13 protein-coding genes are annotated in these 16,044 nt (G+C 64.4%); 5 read left to right on the forward strand and 8 right to left on the reverse strand.

The window, feature by feature from the left end; genetic code table 11:
* Positions 1 to 128: 128 nt before the first annotated feature.
* From SPH52_RS20920 to SPH52_RS20935, 4 genes are read right to left on the reverse strand one after another with little or no spacing between them, the layout of a single operon-like run.
* The gene (locus SPH52_RS20920; RefSeq protein WP_411796977.1) at positions 129 to 2,999 is read right to left on the reverse strand and encodes an FAD-binding and (Fe-S)-binding domain-containing protein; all 2,871 of its coding nucleotides are present in this window, start codon (positions 2,997 to 2,999) and stop codon (positions 129 to 131) included.
* Entirely contained in the window at positions 2,996 to 3,664 is a 669-nt protein-coding gene (locus SPH52_RS20925) for a LutC/YkgG family protein (protein WP_411796979.1), read from the reverse strand. Before SPH52_RS20925 ends, SPH52_RS20920 begins: the two co-directional genes overlap by 4 nt.
* Positions 3,661 to 5,109 (reverse strand): LutB/LldF family L-lactate oxidation iron-sulfur protein, encoded by a 1,449-nt coding sequence (locus SPH52_RS20930; RefSeq protein WP_411796980.1) that lies wholly within the window; start codon positions 5,107 to 5,109, stop codon positions 3,661 to 3,663. Before SPH52_RS20930 ends, SPH52_RS20925 begins: the two co-directional genes overlap by 4 nt.
* On the reverse strand, positions 5,106 to 5,861 hold the full coding sequence (locus SPH52_RS20935; protein WP_411796981.1) for a (Fe-S)-binding protein: 756 nt from the start codon (positions 5,859 to 5,861) through the stop codon (positions 5,106 to 5,108). Before SPH52_RS20935 ends, SPH52_RS20930 begins: the two co-directional genes overlap by 4 nt.
* 317 nt (positions 5,862 to 6,178) lie before the next feature.
* On the opposite strand from SPH52_RS20935, the gene SPH52_RS20940 reads away from it, so the two are divergent.
* From SPH52_RS20940 to SPH52_RS20950, 3 genes are read left to right on the forward strand one after another with little or no spacing between them, the layout of a single operon-like run.
* Positions 6,179 to 6,952 carry a GntR family transcriptional regulator gene (locus SPH52_RS20940; RefSeq protein ID WP_411796982.1) on the forward strand — a complete coding sequence of 258 codons (774 nt, stop codon included), beginning with the start codon at positions 6,179 to 6,181 and terminating at the stop codon, positions 6,950 to 6,952.
* A gap of 12 nt (positions 6,953 to 6,964) precedes the next feature.
* Complete coding sequence (locus tag SPH52_RS20945) at positions 6,965 to 8,881, forward strand: ATP-binding protein (protein WP_411796983.1); 1,917 nt, start codon at positions 6,965 to 6,967, stop codon at positions 8,879 to 8,881.
* Positions 8,874 to 10,256: a sigma-54-dependent transcriptional regulator gene (locus tag SPH52_RS20950; RefSeq protein WP_411796984.1), complete on the forward strand. Its 1,383-nt coding sequence runs from the start codon at positions 8,874 to 8,876 to the stop codon at positions 10,254 to 10,256. Before SPH52_RS20945 ends, SPH52_RS20950 begins: the two co-directional genes overlap by 8 nt.
* On the opposite strand, the gene SPH52_RS20955 is transcribed toward SPH52_RS20950, so the two are convergent.
* The 4 genes from SPH52_RS20955 to SPH52_RS20970 all read right to left on the reverse strand — a co-directional run bounded on the left by SPH52_RS20955 (position 10,232) and on the right by SPH52_RS20970 (position 13,523).
* Positions 10,232 to 10,903 carry a metal-dependent hydrolase gene (locus SPH52_RS20955; protein WP_234251798.1) on the reverse strand — a complete coding sequence of 224 codons (672 nt, stop codon included), beginning with the start codon at positions 10,901 to 10,903 and terminating at the stop codon, positions 10,232 to 10,234. The genes SPH52_RS20950 and SPH52_RS20955 overlap by 25 nt on opposite strands.
* 88 nt (positions 10,904 to 10,991) lie before the next feature.
* On the reverse strand, positions 10,992 to 11,582 hold the full coding sequence (locus tag SPH52_RS20960) for a LysE family translocator (RefSeq protein WP_234255564.1): 591 nt from the start codon (positions 11,580 to 11,582) through the stop codon (positions 10,992 to 10,994).
* Entirely contained in the window at positions 11,579 to 12,139 is a 561-nt protein-coding gene (locus tag SPH52_RS20965; RefSeq protein ID WP_411796985.1) for a gamma carbonic anhydrase family protein, read from the reverse strand. Before SPH52_RS20965 ends, SPH52_RS20960 begins: the two co-directional genes overlap by 4 nt.
* A 43-nt stretch (positions 12,140 to 12,182) precedes the next feature.
* Positions 12,183 to 13,523: a sodium-dependent transporter gene (locus SPH52_RS20970; protein ID WP_411796986.1), complete on the reverse strand. Its 1,341-nt coding sequence runs from the start codon at positions 13,521 to 13,523 to the stop codon at positions 12,183 to 12,185.
* A gap of 144 nt (positions 13,524 to 13,667) precedes the next feature.
* On the opposite strand from SPH52_RS20970, the gene prlC reads away from it, so the two are divergent.
* Both prlC and SPH52_RS20980 read left to right on the forward strand, forming a co-directional pair.
* A complete protein-coding gene (gene prlC / locus SPH52_RS20975) occupies positions 13,668 to 15,719 on the forward strand; it encodes an oligopeptidase A (RefSeq protein ID WP_411796987.1) in 2,052 nt (683 codons plus the stop codon).
* 73 nt (positions 15,720 to 15,792) lie between these two features.
* Complete coding sequence (locus tag SPH52_RS20980; RefSeq protein ID WP_411796988.1) at positions 15,793 to 16,038, forward strand: YheV family putative zinc ribbon protein; 246 nt, start codon at positions 15,793 to 15,795, stop codon at positions 16,036 to 16,038.
* The last annotated feature ends 6 nt before the right edge of the window (positions 16,039 to 16,044 follow it).

Below are 16,044 nucleotides of genomic sequence, written 5' to 3' on the forward strand. Positions count from 1 at the left end.
TCGGATGCCCCGCAAGGCCTTCCTGTAAAAAAGTTTCAGGCACGTGACGAGGCCGTGACGGGCCAAGGCAGGCAAGCTGTCCACCGGCGTTCTCCACAGGCCCGAACGGCGAGGGCCTGTGGATATTCTCAAGCGGCGCTACGCCCCCGACTGGCACGGTCTAGCAGAGACAGGATTGAACGATACGGGATGCCGCCATGCAGAGACAGGCCGATCTCGCAGGTACGCGAGTTGGAATAACCCGCATCGCACTCCTCCACCTGTTCGGCCAGGCCCTTGAGCGCCGAGGCGTTGAGTTCCGGTGTGACCAGCCCCTTGTCACCGGCAAAGCCGCAGCAGGTAATTTCGGCCGGCACCACGACATCGCGGGCGCAGGCCCGCGCCAGGGCTACCATGCGTTCCCCCAGCCCCATATGCGTGCTGGAACAGGTCACATGCACCGCCACTCGTTCATCGAGCGGGGTGATGTCGAGACGCGGCAGCAGGTAGTCATGGGCGAAGGCCACCGGCTCCTGCACCACAAGGCGCTCATCCAGCCGCCCCTGCATATGCAGCACGCAGGGACTGGTATCACTGAGGATCGGATAGCGGCCGTTCTGGCTCGCTATCAGCAATTCGCGATTGAGTTCGCGGGCCTTGTGAGCCGCTTCGTCAAACTGACCCTTGGATTGGAAGGCCATGCCACAGCAGAGGTGCCCCGGCATTTCGGGAACGATCAACTCGAAGCCAGCTTTGTCGAGCAACGCAAGGGTGATCTCCATGATCGAGCGGCTTTCGCTGTCACCATGCCCGGCGCCGAACACCCGCGTGGCGCAGGAAGGGAAGTAGACCACTTTATCCCGGACCGTACTGCCAGCGTTCTTGCGTTTCAGCACGCGCACCGAGGCCGCCTTGGGCAGGGTAGGCACCCACTGCGGCACCTTTCCTCCGCTGGCACGAGTAATGGCCCCACTCACACCGGTGAGCCCCTTTTCACCCAGCACGGCGCGCCCAACGCCCGCCAGGTTGAGCATGCCTCGCGCCAGACGCGTGGTGCCGGAAAAGTGCCGCCCCACTCGGCGTGCCATGTCGGCATGGGATGCCAGGCGCTCATGGCGCATCTCGCGGATCAGCTCGCCGGTGTTGATACCCACCGGGCACTGAGTGGCACACAGGCCATCGACGGCACAGGTCTCGTCGCCGGCGTAGCGATAGTCGCGGCGCAACGCGGCCAGTCGTTCTGCATCCTCTTCGGCAATGGCATCGCCCAGGGCCTCGAGCCTTGCCATCTCGCGGGCGATGACGATGCGCTGGCGTGGCGTCAGGGTGAGGTCGCGGGAAGGACAGACATGCTCGCAGAAGCCGCACTCGATGCACTTGTCGACGATTGAGTCGGCGGCCGGCAGCGGCTTCAGGTTCTCGAGATGCAGGGTGGGATTGCGACTGAGGATGACGTCGGGGTTCAGCAGGTTTTCGGGATCGAAAAGCGCCTTGATCTGCCACATCAGTGCATAGGCGTCGGGGCCCCACTCGAGTTCCACGTAGGGCGCCATGTTGCGCCCGGTACCATGCTCGGCCTTGAGCGAGCCGCCGTACTCGACGCCGACCAACTGCGCGACCTCATCCATCAACGCCTGGTAGCGCTCCACCTCGCCAGGCTTTTCGAAGCCTTGGGGGAAGACGAAGTGCAGATTACCCTCCAGGGCGTGACCGAACAGGATCGCCTCCGGATAGCCGTGGCGATGAAACGCCTCGGTGAGGGCCACCACGCCCTCATCGAGACGCTCGATGGGAAAGGCGACATCCTCGATGATCACCGTAGTGCCGATGTCACGTACCGCACCCACGGCGGGGAAGAGTCCCTTGCGTATCTTCCAGTAGAGTTCGTAAGTGCCCTTGTCACGGGTGAAGGTGACCGGCTCCAGGGTGTGAATGCCCTCGAAGATGGCCTGCACCGCATCGAGCCTGGACTCGAGCTGCGCCTCGTCGTTGCCGCGCACATCGATCAGCAGTGCCGCCGCCCCGTCAGGAAGGGTCTTGAGCACTTCGGGCATGCCCGGCTTGCTTTCCACCGAGCGCAACGCGGCACGGTCCATCAGCTCCACCGCCGAGACCGGCGCCGGCTTGAGCGCGATGGTGGCCCGGCAGGTAGTGGCCATATCCGGCAGGAAGACCAGCGCCGCCGCCTTGTGCGGCTCGTCGATCACGGTTTCGTAGGTGATGGTGCTGATGAAGCCGAGCGTGCCCTCGGAGCCGATCATCAAATGCTTGAGGATCTCGATGCCGTCATCGAAGTCGACCAGGCTGTTGAGCGCATAGCCGGTGGTGTTCTTGAGCCGGTATTTGTGGCGAATCTTTTCAGCCAGCGGCTCGTTGCCTCGGGTCTCGGCCGAGAGCCTCTCCAGCCCCTCGACGAGCTCGGCATGACTCCGACGGAACGCCTCGCGACTGGCCGGGTCGGCGGTATCCAGGCGTGTGCCGTCGGCCAGGATCACACGCATGTCGCGCACCGTGCGGTAGCTGTTCTGTGCTGTGCCGCAGCACATTCCCGAGGCGTTGTTGGCGGCTATCCCGCCCACCATGCAGCTATTGATGGAAGCCGGGTCGGGGCCGATCTTGCGTCCGAAAGGCGCCAGCAGCTGATTGGCCCGGGCACCGATCACGCCGGGCTGCAGGCGGATGGCCCGACCGCCGTCGAGAATCTCGTGGCCGCGCCAGCCCTCGCGCAACTGGATCAGCACGGAGTCTGTTACCGCCTGACCCGAGAGCGAAGTGCCGGCGGCACGAAAAGTCACAGGCAGATGGCGCTTGCGGCAACCGGCAAGCACCGCCATGAGTTCGTCCTCGCTGGCGGGCCGGACCACCAGCTTGGGAATCAGCCGGTAGAAGCTGGCATCGGTACCGTAGGCCAGGGTGCGCAGCGGGTCGTCGATCAACTGCTCGGCGGGCATGATCGCGAGCAGCTCGCGCTTGAGCTCCTGCCAAGCGCCGGCGGACGGCGCTATTGCCGCAGCGGTCATGGGAGAACCTCGGCATGGCGCATCAGCACCACCAGCTCGCGCGGCCCGTGCACGCCATAGGCCAGGGTCTGCTCGATGTCCGCGGTCTTGCTCGGCCCGGAGATCAGTAGTGCATTGGTGGGCATGTCGCCGGCCCAGCCGTGGGCTTCGACGACGTCAAAGAAGGTATCTTCGATAGCGTCGGCATCGAGCACGGCGATGTGGATCGGCGGCACCAGGCTCAGCAGACGCGGCTCGTCGGGGGTCGGCCATAGCCACAGGCTACCGGTCTCGGCGATGGCGCCACGCGTCGAGGTCAGGCCGGCATCAGTGTCGTGGAACTGCTCATGCTGCCAAGTCTCGATGTCACGGTCGGCATCGATCAGGACGACGTTGCCCTCCGCCAGGGCGGTACGCGCCTCGGCGGCCACCGGATGTTCACGGCCTAGCGCCAGTCGCCGGATACCCTTGGCCTCGAGCAATTCGGCCAGTGCAGCTGCCCAGTCAGCACGGCCGGTGTGTATCACTTCGCCATGGACCGAAGTGATCAGCCGCTCGAAGCGGGACAGTCGCTCCTGAGCACTCCATTCACGACCGGTCACCACGGCAAAGTCGCTCTCGGGGGCCGTCAGCGGGCCATCGGCGCGCTCGCGCAGACGCTTGAGAATATTCTCACGGGCACTCATGAACGCTCCTCCCCCTTCTCGGCCTGGTGGCGCTTGACCAGCTCATGCAGCGTTCTCTTGGCCGGCTTGGGTGCTGTGCGGTACTCGGTCCAGGGCCCCAGCTTCGACGGCATCAACGCTTGGAGTTTGCCGGCCAGTGCCGTGCTGCTGCGCCATACACCAGGGTGTGTGGCCAACCACTGGAACCCTTTCCATGCCGCCGCCTCCTTCCTGGTGCGCTTGACGCCGGCGCCGGGCACATTGCCGCGCCCCTCGCCCACCGCTTCACGACGCAACCGCACCAGCAGATCGGGAATCGGGATCTTCACCGGGCACACCTCACCGCAGGCGCCACACAGGCTAGAGGCGGTGGGCAAGTCCTTGGTCTCTTCCAGCCCCATCATGTGCGGCATCAAGATGCTGCCGATGGGTCCTGGATAGGTGGTGCCGTAGGTATGCCCACCCACTCGGGTATAGACCGGGCAGTGGTTCATGCAGGCCCCGCAGCGGATACAGCGCAGGGTATCGAGCAGTTCGTCGTCCTGATAGATGTTGGAACGACCGCTGTCGACCAGCACCAGATGAACCTCTTTCGGCCCATCATGCTCACCTGGCTTGCGCGGTGAACTGATCATATTGAAGTAGGTGGTGACATGCTGGCCGGTGGCCGAGCGCGTGAGCAGCGCATAGAGCGGCGGCACGTCGCGCAGATGCTCGACCACCTTCTCGATGCCGGTCACGGCGATGTGCACCGGCGGCACGGCGGTGGTCATCCGCCCATTGCCTTCGTTCTCCACCAGGCACAGGGTGCCGGTTTCGGCCACCGCGAAGTTGACTCCCGAGATGCCGACATCAGCAGCCATGAAGCGTTCGCGCAACTGGGCTCGTGCCGCCGCGGTCATGTAGTCGACGTCGCGGGTGCGCTCGGTGCCGGTCTTGGCGTGCATGATTTCGGAGATCTCATCGGTATTGAGATGGATCGCCGGCATGATGATGTGGGAGGGCGTCTGCTCATTGAGCTGCACCAGGTATTCGCCGAGGTCGGACTCCAGCGCCTCGATACCCGCTGCCTCGAGATGAGCATTGAGGTGCATCTCCTCGGAAACCATCGACTTGCCTTTGATTACCGCCTTCGCCTCGTGGCGCTCGCAGATCTCCCGAATGATGCGGCACGCTTCGTCACCATCCTCGGCCCAGTGCACCTGGATACCGTTGGCCTGACAGTTGGCCTCGAGTCGCTCGAGCAGGTCGGGCAGCTTGGCCAGTGCCCGCAGGCGGATATTGGCACCCAGCTCACGCAGGGTTTCGAGGTCCCAGTCGCTGAAAACGTCGCGCCGCTTGGCCATCAGACCATCCATCGCCTTGCGAAAGTTGGCACGAATCTGCGGATTGCCCAGCGCATCGTGGGCCTGGCGATGAAACTCGCGGGGGGTGAAAGTCTGTACCCCTGGGGCTTGCAGGCTCATGACGTCCTCCGCCATAGATAGCTGGCGATATGCTCACCGGTGACCGGCTTGCCCTGATGCTCGAAGCGACCACCGATATTCATCAGGCAGCCGCAGTCCGATGTGACGAAGCGCCGGGCGCCAGTGGCTTCGATGGCCTGAGTCTTGTCTTCTACCATGGCAGCGGAAACCTCCGGGTGGCGCACCGCGAAAGTGCCGCCAAAGCCGCAGCATTCGGCGGCGCGGGCCTGCTCCACCAGCTCGACCTGCCCCATCCTGGCAAGCAGCGCCGGGCCGGTCTCGGCCAGCCCCATCTCGCGCCTGGCGCTGCAGGAAGTATGCATGACTACCTTCTCGGGCTGTCCGCGGTCCTCGAGCCTCAGGTGGCAGACGTGCAGCAAGAACTCGGTGAGCTCATAGATTCGCCCTGCCACCTCATTAGCCTGGACTTCCCGTTCCGTGTCAGCGAAGAGCTGCGGGTAGTGGGTACGCATCATGCCCCCGCAGGAGCCAGAGGGAACGATGATCGGCCAGGGCTCGGGAAAGAGGCCGAGCTGAGCCGCCGCTACGACACGAGCCTCATCGTGATAGCCTGACGTATAGGCCGGCTGGCCGCAGCAGGTTTGGCCCTGCGGGAAAATTACCTCGATGCCTTCACGCTCCAGCAAGCGAATTCCATCCAGACCGGCGTCAGGGTAGAAGAGGTCGATCAGGCAGGTGCCAAAGAAGTAGACCTTCTCCGGCTTGGGTGGATATAGCTTGACTGGCTTCATGAAGCTCCCTCACTGTCGGCCCGTGGGCAGTAGCGGTCTTGCTGATTATAGCTTTTCGGCTTCCGGGTAAATTGGTCAAACCAATTTACCCAAGAAAGTCGTTGAACCTTAGGGCTCGTGACTACCAGTGTCAACGACGAGCCTCGCTATTATTCGCCTGATTCGCATAGACTTTGGTCTATCTGAATGACTACAACTGAAACAGCACCCGCAGCGTCGCGCGATTCATGGCGTTTACGGGCATTTGCAAGACGACGCATTTCAGGCCAATATTGGTAAGACCAATTAAGTGGCGTTGCATCTTCAGGAAGACCCGCATGACCTATCAGAATGTGCGCCAGCCGCGCCTGGCCGATGTCATCACCGAGCGACTCGAGGCGATGATTCTCGAAGGCAGCCTCAAGCCCGGCCAGCGCCTGCCACCGGAGCGCGAGCTGGCCGAGCGCTTCGGCGTCTCGCGCCCCTCCCTGCGCGAAGCCATTCAGAAGCTGGCGACCCGGGGCCTGTTGACCAGCCGACAAGGTGGCGGCACCTTCGTCACCCGCGAACTCAACAGTGGCTACAGCGACCCACTGCTCGACATGCTGTCCAGACATCAGGAATTCCACCTGGACCTGCTCGAGTTCCGCGACGCCATGGAGGGAATTTCAGCCTACTATGCCGCCCTGCGCTCTACACCGGCCGATCGTGCCATGCTGATCAAGCGCTTCGAAGAGCTGGAAGCTTGCTTCGCCGGACGCGACCCGGAGCTGGAAGCCAAGGCGGATGCCGCCTTCCACCTGGCTATCGCCGAGGCAGCACACAACGTCCTGCTGCTGCATACCATTCGCGGCATCTTCCACCTGCTGGAAAAGAGCATCGTCGACAACCTGGCCCATCTGTTCGAGAAGCCTCAGTCGCGGCCCATGCTGATGAAGCAGCATCGCGCACTGCTCGATGCCATTCTCGAAGGCCGTGCCGAGGATGCGCGAGCGCGGTCTCATGAGCATCTGGTCTTCGTCGAGGAAGAGCTGCTGGAAATGGAGCGCGCAGAAACCCGTGCACAACGTGCGCTGCGTCGTGCCCAGGCACTGCCGGAAATCCAGCTGTAGGGAGCGCCTCGAGTGAAAGGCCCGCATCGCCCCCCTCGCCTGTCGGTTCCTCTGCGCTGGCTGCTGCTGTTACTGCTGCCGCTAGGCTTGGCCGTGGTCATGTGGCAGGCCGCCCAGGTAGCGCGTGAGCAGGCGCTGCAGACACTGGTGCGCGAGGCCGAGAACGAGCTGCGCCTCTCCGCAGCCGGCCTGGAGGGTCACCTGACACGCCATGACTACCTGCCACAGATCCTGGCATCGCGGGAGATGGTGCAGCGCTTTCTGAGCGGCGCCAGCCACCAGGACCCGATGCCTCTCAATTTGCTGCTCGATCGGTTTCGTGCCATCGCCAACGTCTCGGACATCTACCTGCTGGACCGAGACGGCACCACGCTTGCCGCCAGCAACTGGCACCTGGTCAATACCTTCATCGGCCACAATTATGCATTCCGCAGCTATTATCAGGATGCCATCGCCGGTGGACGCGGCCGTTTCTTCGGACTTGGCACCCAATCCCTCGAGCGCGGGTATTACTTCTCGGCCCCGGTATGGCTGGACGAAACGACCCCGGACGCCCGCCCGGATGGCGTCATGGTGATCAAGGTGTTGCTCGATTCCGTGGAGGAGAGCTGGGCGGCGCAGGATGCCGAGCTGCTAGTGACCGATGCCGACGACATCATCTTCATGGCCAGCCACCCCGCGCTGCGCATGACCGCGCTCCATGCGCTCTCGGAAGAGGAGCGCCAGACGCTGCTGGCAGCCCGGCGCTACGCCGACGAGCCACTCTCCCCCTCGGGCATCCACGTCTATGAAGAGCGGCCGGACGGCAGCCGCCTGGTCAGGTTCAACGATGGCCCCCTGGCCGAGGCGAGTTATCTGGGGCTTGCCCGCCCCATGGACGCCTATGGCTGGGAGATGCATATCCTCAAACCGCTGGGCACCGTTTACCAGTCGCAATGGCTGACCGCCGCGCTGGCCGGGGGGCTTTACGGCGTAGTCACCTTGGCCGGTGGCATCGGCTGGCAGCGCCACCGCCTGCGCCGCGAGCGCGAGCTGTTCGCCGAACGCGAGCGCCAGACCCTGGCCCGCGCCCGGGACGAACTCGAGCGCAACGTTGCGCTGCGCACTCGCGATCTGCTGGAGACCAACCGCCTGCTCTCCGACGAGATCGAGGAGCGGCGGCGGGCCGAGGAGAACCTGCGCCAGACCCAGGACGAACTGGTGCAGACCGCCAAGCTCGCCGTTCTCGGCCAGCTCGCCGCCGGCATCAATCATGAGCTCAACCAGCCGCTGGCGGCCATTCGCGCCTATGCCGAGAATGCCCGCGCCTTCCTTGAGCGACAGCGCCTGGAGGCCGTCGATGCCAACCTGGAGCAGGTCGTCGAGCTGACCGAACGCATGGCCGAGATCAGTGCCCAGTTGCGCCAGTTCTCACGCAAGAGCGGCAGTTCGCTGACCGCGGTATCGGTACAGGCATGCTTCGATTATGCGCTGCGCCTCTACCGGAATCGCCTACACGACGTTGAGGTGGTACGCAGTTGGTCTGACGAGGCATGGGTGCATGCCGACCTGGTGCGACTCGAGCAGGTCCTGGTCAACCTGATCGGCAACGCGCTTCAGGCAATGGCGGAAACGCCCGCACCCAAGCTCATCCTGGGCGTCGAAGCCGAGCGGACTCAGGTGCGGATCAGCGTCACCGATACCGGCCCCGGCATACCGGAGCCACACCTGTCGCGCATCTTCGAGCCGTTCTTCACCACGAAATCCCCGGGTAGCGGGCTGGGCCTGGGCCTGTCGATCTCGGCACGCATCATCAAGGATCTTGGAGGCAGCATCGAGGCCACCAACCATCCTGGCGCCGGCGCGCGCTTCACCATCACCCTGCCTCAGGAAGAACGTCCTGACGACTCTCAGCTTTCGCCAAACGAGGAGCAGCGCTCACATGCATGACCCGGCGGCCATACCGGTACTGATCATCGACGACGAGCCTCACCTGCGCATCACCGCCGGCCAAACCCTCGAACTTGCGGGCTACCAGCCTGAATCCCACGCCAGTGCCGAGAGTGCCCTGGATGCGCTTACGCCCGACTTTCCTGGCGTGATCGTCAGCGATATTCGCATGCCCGGCATGGACGGCATGACCCTGCTGCGTGAAGTTCGTCTGCGCGACCCGGACCTGCCGGTGATCCTGATCACCGGTCACGGCGACATCTCCACCGCCGTTGAAGCCATGCGTGAGGGCGCCTGGGACTTCCTGGAGAAGCCGTTTGCCGGCGAGCGGCTGGTCGAGATGGTACGCCGCGGCATCGACAAGCGTCGCCTGAGCCTGGAAAACCGCCAGCTCAAGGCCGAGCTGGAAGCCCAACAGGCCGCCCCTGGGCCACGCCTGGTGGGGAGAACGCCGGCGATTCATCGACTCGCCTCCATGGTACAGCGCATTGCTCAGGTGGAGACCGACGTCCTGCTGTTCGGAGAAACGGGCACCGGCAAGGACCTGGTGGCCCGTGCCATCCACGAGCGCAGTCCTCGCGGCGGACATCCCTTCGTCGCCATCAACTGCGGCGCCGTGCCGGAGAGCATCATCGAATCGGAGCTGTTCGGTCATGAGAAGGGCGCCTTCACCGGCGCCGTGGAGCGGCGCATCGGCAAGTTCGAGCATGCCAACGGCGGCACGGTCTTTCTCGACGAGATCGAGTCCATGCCGCTGGCGCTGCAGGTCAAGCTGCTGCGCGTGCTGCAGGAGCGCTGCATCGAACGCCTCGGTGCCAACGAACACATCCCGCTCGACATTCGCGTCATCGCCGCCACCAAGGTCGACCTCAAGCTCGCCGCCGAGTCTGGTGAGTTCCGCGAGGACCTCTACTACCGTCTCAACGTGGTCACCCTGCCGCTCCCGCCTCTGCGCGAACGGCGCGAGGACATCCCGCTGCTGTTCCAGCACTTCGCCGTGGTCGCCGCCAACCGCAGCGGGCTGGAGGCCCCTCCGCTGGACACCAGTGGGATCTCCGCCCTCATGGCTCACGACTGGCCCGGCAACGTGCGCGAGCTACGCAACCTGGCCGAGCGTTACGTACTGCTGGGATCGGCCTTCGATTATCGCCTCGACGTGCTCCTGGAGGGCGTCGAGGCGGACAGCGCCGAGCTGGCCCTGCCGCAGCAGGTGGAGCTGTTCGAGAAGAGCCTGATCAGCCAGTCGCTGGTCAGCCATCGCGGCAGGATCACCGAGGTCTGCGAACATCTCGGGCTGCCGCGCAAGACGCTCTACGACAAGCTGCGCAAGTACGGGCTCAAGGCCGAGGACTATCGCCACAAGGCCACGCCCTGAGCCAGCAACTCCAGCAGCGCTGACCAGGCCGGCAGCCATGGCAGCAGCGCCATGCCGGCCATGAGCATGGCCAGCGAGTTGCCCGGAGACTGAATGTCGAGAGGCTTGAGCGCCGTGCCGAAGGAGCGTTTGATGCGCGCCCCGGTGAGATCGACGCTGTAGATTTCATCCAGTGCCAGATGGATGACGAAACCGAGGCAGACGGCAACACCGTGCACCCAAGCCAACCGGGCAGGCTGAACGAACAGCTGGTAACTCACCGCTGCCGCCGCCAGCCCGCACAGAGCGGCGGCCAGCAGCGAATGCCAGATGCCCCGGTGCACGGTGAAGCGACTGAATACGCCACCGGCAACGTAGCGCACCGTGAGATAGAGCAGACCGCACACCACCAGCAAATAACCCGGGGCCAGATGCCCCTGCAACAGCAGCGCTCCCAGCACCACGCTGGGCACCGCCAGTAGATTGAAGATAAGGCGAATCGCCTTGGAACTGTCGGCATCGATGTCGGGCAGGATGCCCCCGAAGGTCACCAGCCCGAACACGACCCCGCCCTGCCACAGCTCCCACAGCCCTACCTGCCAACCGCCATGGGCCAGTACGGCGCCGCCAGCGGCGGCCACGCCAAGATGGGTGCGGAAATCGGCCATGCCGGGACAAGCCCTCTACTGGATAAAAAGCCAGATTATCGCTTGTCGACGCAACCGAAGACAATGCCCGACAGAGCGCCGGCTTGTCTCAGTGCAGCGTGCTCCATCCCAGAGAGAGGGAGAAACCGGCCAGTACCAGAGCGGCACCGCGCTGAATGACGAAGGGCGATAGCCACCTCAAGCGACCGCCGGCCACGGCAGTGCCGAACGCGATCCAGAGCGCGGCTATCGGTATCAGCAACAGGCTGAAGAGCAGCGCAGGCAGCACGAATTCGACGGGCCCGCGGAAAGCGCTTTGAGGGAAAATCGCTGCGGCGAACAGCAACGCCTTGGGGTTGAGCAGCGTGGCCAGGAACAGCCCCGAGTGGCTCACCACGACCCTGGCAGCCACCTCCAAGTCAGTGGCACTGCGCCACATGCGCAACGCCAGGTAAGCGATATAGAGCGCACTGGCGATGCGCAGTGTCACCGACAGCCACTCCCACCGCTCCCCCAGGCTGCCCAGCACGCTGCCCCAGAGGGCGATCGCCAACAGGTAGCCGGCCAATTCGGCAGGAATCAGGCTCACCGATGCACGCATGCCGCGCTGACTGCCCGAGGCCGCCAGCAGGGTATTGGTGGGCCCGGGTGTGATCAGCAGGCCGATGACCGCCGCCATGAACCCCAAGGTTTCCGTCATGTGGCAGTCGTTCCTGCTTCAGCCAGGTACTGATCCTTGAGCTTGACGTAGTTGCCGGCGGTATAGGGGAAGAACTGCCGCTCGCTCTCCTTCAGCGGACGCAGCGCCTTGGCCGGGTTGCCGGCATAGACATGACCGCTCTCGAGACGCTTGCCCGGGGTCACCACGGCACCGGCGGCGATGATCACCTCGTCCTCGACCACGGCGCCATCCATGACGATGGCCCCCATGCCCACCAGGATGCGATTGCCCAGCGTGCAGCCGTGCAGGATCGCCTTGTGGCCGATGGTGACGTCGTCGCCAATGGTCAGCGGGAAGCCATCGGGGTTGAAATCGCTGGCGTGGGTGATGTGCAGCACGCTGCCGTCCTGCACGCTGGTGCGCGCCCCGATACGGATGCGGTGCATGTCACCGCGGATCACCGCCATGGGCCAGACCGAACAGTCGTCGCCCAGCACCACGTCGCCGAGTACTACGCTGGCCGGGTCGAGGTAGACCCGCGCACCCAGGGTGGGTCGCGTGCCTTGCCAACTGCGGATGGGGTCGTTCGCACTCATGCTTCTCTCCAGGCCGGCACCCTGGCCGGTCGCATCGGGATTGTCACAATAGTCCGGCCATCAGCACCACGGCCGCCAGGGGAATCGAGACCCAGCGTATCACCGCTTGCCACAGACGAAAGCCCGGCTCGCTGACTCCCAGTGCCGCCTGGACCTCATGGCGCGGCATGATCCAGGCAGCAAAGATGGCGATCAGCAAGCCGCCCACCGGCAGGAATATCTCAGTGGGAATGGTGGTGACCAGGTCGAAAGCATTCATGCCGAACAGCGGCCGCCATTCGGCCAGGGTAGAGAACGACAGCACGGAGAGCAGCCCCACCAACCACACGGAGATCCCCACCACCGCGGCAGCCTTGCCGCGACTCAGCCCCAACCCCTGCAGGGTGGCCACGATGGGCTCGGCCAGGTTGATCGACGACGTCCAGGTCGCCAGCAGCAACAGCAGGAAGAACACGCTGAGCCACAGCGCCCCCCAGGGCAGTTCGGCAAAGGCGATGGGCAGGGTGACGAACATCAAACCCGGCCCCTCGCCGGGGTCCATCCCCTGGGTGAACACCACCGAGAAAATGGCGATGCCGGCCAGCAGCGCCACGCTGACGTCGAGTACGGCCACCGCTCCGGCCGCACGCGGCAGGCTCTGGCGCTCCGGCATGTAGGCACCGTAAGCCATCAATGCACAAGCGCCTACCGCCAGGGTGAAAAAGGCGTGCCCCATGGCATGCATGACCACCAGCGGGGTAATGGCCGAAAAGTCCGGCCGGAACAGCCAGGTCAGCGCCGTACCGAAGCCGTCGGTGGTCGCCGCATAACCGGCAAGCAGTATCAGCAGCAGATAGAGCAGCGGCATCAGCAGGTTGTTGAGCCGCTCCAGCCCTTTGGCCACTCCCGCCGCGACCACGGTCATGGTCATGAACAGGAACAGTGTATGGTTGAAGGTCATCCGGCGCGGGTCGCCGAGAAAGGCCTCGAAGCCGGTCGCGATCTCGTCTGCGCCGCGCCCGCTGAAGTTGCCATTCACCGCCGTCACCAGGAACTCGATGGACCAGCCCGAAACCACGGAATAGAACGACAGGATGCAGAACACGGTGAAGGCACCGAACAACCCTAGAAAACGCCAGTGACGGCTGGCTCCGGCCTGGCCGGCCAGATGGCCAAGCGCCTGCATGGGCGCTCGGCGACCGGCACGGCCGATCAGGATCTCGGCCATCATGACCGGCAAGCCCAGTAACAGCACGAAGGTCACGTAAAGCACCAGGAAGGCGGCGCCGCCGTTCTCGCCGGTGATATACGGAAAGCGCCAGATGTTGCCCAGCCCCACCGCCGCGCCCGTCACCGCCAGGATGAAGGCCCGCCGTGTGCTCCAGCGCTCCAGGGTTGCGTTCATGCCGTCACCTCGACTTTCGTGGAGGCGCAAGCCTATCAGGCCGACTCCTTGCCACCAATCCCCCCGACGGGATTGAAACCCACTCCCTGAGGCCGCATCTAACTGCTAATACGCCTTTCCCGCTGACTGCAACCCGAGGTGCGCATGCCCCACAATCCGCTGCTTGAGCCCCATGAGCTACCCCCTTTCGCCGAGATCAAGCCGGAACATGTGGTACCGGCCATCGAGAAACTGCTGGCCGACAACCGCGCTGGCACCGAGGCACTGGCCGAGCGCGCACAGCAGGAGGCGCCAACCTGGGAGAGCCTGGCCGCTCCGCTCGAGGCACTCAACGACCGGCTGTCGCGCGCCTGGTCGCCGGTATCGCATCTCAACGGCACCATGAATTCGTCGGCGCTGCGCGAGGCCTACCAGGCCTGCCTGGGCAAGCTTTCCGACTACAGCACCTGGCTGGGCCAGCACGAAGGATTGTTCCGTGCCTGGCAGGCGCTCAAGGAGGGACCGGCCTGGGCCGAGCTGGATGAAGCCCAGCGCCGCAGCGTCGACAATACGCTGCGCGACTTCCGCCTCGCCGGCGTCGACTTGCCGGCAGCGCAGAAGAAGCGTTATGGCGAGATCAAGTCGCGCCTGTCGGAGCTCTCCAACACCTTCTCCAACCAGTTGCTCGATGCCACCCAGGCATGGCACAAGGACATCGACGACGAGGCCAGCCTGGCCGGCCTACCGGAGAGCGCCCTGGAAACACTGGCCGCCAACGCCGAGGCCAAGGGTGCGAAAGGGTATCGCATCACCCTCGACTTCCCCAGTTTCTACCCGGTGCTGACCTTCGCCGATGACCGCGAGCTGCGTCGAGAGGTTTATACTGCCTTCGTCACCCGCGCCTCGGATCAGGGTCCCAATGCCGGCGAGTACGATAACGCACCGATCATCGAGGAAACCCTGACCCTGCGCCGAGAGTTGGCCGAACTGCTGGGCTTTGCCAGCTATGCCGACCTGTCGTTGGCTACCAAGATGGCCGAGTCACCGCGCCAGGTACTGGATTTTCTCGAGGACCTTGCCCGCCGCGCAGTGCCTCAGGCCAGGGAAGAGTTCGCCGAACTGGAAGCCTACGCCCGCGAAACGCTGGGTTTACCCGAGCTGGCCCCATGGGATGTCGGCTATGCCAGCGAAAAGCTGCGTGAGGCACGCCACGCCATCTCCCAGGAGCAACTGCGACCTTACTTTCCTGCCCCGCGGGTGGTCGACGGCTTGTTCCAGGTGGTCGAGCGACTCTATGGCATCAGCTTCGAGGAAGACCTTCAGGCTCCCCGCTATCATCCAGAGGTCCGCTACTTCCGGATTGTGGAGCACGGCGAGCCCATTGCCGGCTTCTACCTCGACCTCTACGCACGCGAAGGCAAGCGCGGCGGAGCCTGGATGGACGAGTGCCGGGTGCGGCGTTGCCATGAGGACGGGGGGCTACAGCTGCCGGTGGCCTACCTCACCTGCAACTTCACCCGCCCGGTGGGCGACAAGCCGGCACTGCTGACCCATGACGAGGTCACCACCCTGTTCCACGAATTCGGTCATGGCCTGCACCACATGCTGACCCGGCAGACGGTGGCCGAAATATCCGGCATCAACGGCGTGGCCTGGGATGCGGTGGAGCTGCCCAGCCAGTTCATGGAGAATTATTGCTGGGAGCGAGAAGGCCTCGACCTGATCGCCGGCCACGTCGACAGCGGTGCCCCCCTGCCCGCCGAGCTGTTGGAACGCCTGCAGGCAGCCAAGAACTTCCAATCCGCCATGGGCCTGGTGCGTCAGCTCGAATTCTCGCTGTTCGACCTGCGTCTGCACCATGAGCTGAGTGCGCCCACGGCGGCGGGCGTACAGGCCCTGCTCGACGAGGTGCGCAAGGCCGTATCGGTGGTACCGAAGGCCGACTTCAATCGCTTCCAGAACGGTTTCAGCCACATCTTTGCCGGCGGCTATGCCGCGGGTTACTACAGCTACAAGTGGGCCGAGGTGCTTTCCGCCGACGCCTGGAGCGCCTTCGAGGAAGCCGGCATCTTCGATCCCGAAACCGGACGCCGCTTCCGTAGCGAGATCCTCGAGCAGGGCGGCGCCCGCGACGCTGCGGAGCTGTTCCGCGCCTTCCGCGGCCGCGAGCCCAGCGTCGAGCCGCTGCTGCGACACAGCGGCATCCGTGCTGCCTGACATCGACAGCGCGGCAAGGTATCGTTGGCCACACCGCCGCCGGGCTCACCGGCGGCCATCCTACGGAGGCTCCATGGCCGTTCAGAAACGCTTCATTGCTGGCGCTATCTGCCCCCGCTGTGCCGAGATGGACCGAATCCGTGCCTGGGAGCAGAACGGTATACGTTATCGTGACTGCGTCAGCTGTGATTTCTTCGAACAGGCAGCGATCGAGGACGAGACGGCTGCCGAGTTGGAGACTCGCGTCAACCGTGAGCGCGAGGAGCAGCAGCGCAACACCATCCAGACCGTGAGGATCCTCGACCCTCGGAGCCGCTGACGGTGC

Origin of the sequence: Halomonas sp. A29 (assembly GCF_046723295.1) — a bacterium.
In the GTDB taxonomy this organism is placed as follows: Bacteria; Pseudomonadota; Gammaproteobacteria; order Pseudomonadales; family Halomonadaceae; genus Halomonas.

Excerpts from the sequence above, each read along its gene's own strand:
- SPH52_RS20960 (WP_234255564.1), bottom strand. The coding sequence starts at position 11,582 with ATGACGGAAACCTTGGGGTTCATGGCGGCGGTCATCGGCCTGCTGATC.
- SPH52_RS20955 (WP_234251798.1), bottom strand. The coding sequence starts at position 10,903 with ATGGCCGATTTCCGCACCCATCTTGGCGTGGCCGCCGCTGGCGGCGCC.
- SPH52_RS20930 (WP_411796980.1), bottom strand. The coding sequence starts at position 5,109 with ATGAGCCTGCAAGCCCCAGGGGTACAGACTTTCACCCCCCGCGAGTTT.
- SPH52_RS20980 (WP_411796988.1), top strand. The coding sequence starts at position 15,793 with ATGGCCGTTCAGAAACGCTTCATTGCTGGCGCTATCTGCCCCCGCTGT.
- SPH52_RS20950 (WP_411796984.1), top strand. The coding sequence starts at position 8,874 with ATGCATGACCCGGCGGCCATACCGGTACTGATCATCGACGACGAGCCT.
- SPH52_RS20925 (WP_411796979.1), bottom strand. The coding sequence starts at position 3,664 with ATGAGTGCCCGTGAGAATATTCTCAAGCGTCTGCGCGAGCGCGCCGAT.
- SPH52_RS20920 (WP_411796977.1), bottom strand. The coding sequence starts at position 2,999 with ATGACCGCTGCGGCAATAGCGCCGTCCGCCGGCGCTTGGCAGGAGCTC.
- SPH52_RS20935 (WP_411796981.1), bottom strand. The coding sequence starts at position 5,861 with ATGAAGCCAGTCAAGCTATATCCACCCAAGCCGGAGAAGGTCTACTTC.
- SPH52_RS20940 (WP_411796982.1), top strand. The coding sequence starts at position 6,179 with ATGACCTATCAGAATGTGCGCCAGCCGCGCCTGGCCGATGTCATCACC.
- prlC (WP_411796987.1), top strand. The coding sequence starts at position 13,668 with ATGCCCCACAATCCGCTGCTTGAGCCCCATGAGCTACCCCCTTTCGCC.
- SPH52_RS20965 (WP_411796985.1), bottom strand. The coding sequence starts at position 12,139 with ATGAGTGCGAACGACCCCATCCGCAGTTGGCAAGGCACGCGACCCACC.
- SPH52_RS20970 (WP_411796986.1), bottom strand. The coding sequence starts at position 13,523 with ATGAACGCAACCCTGGAGCGCTGGAGCACACGGCGGGCCTTCATCCTG.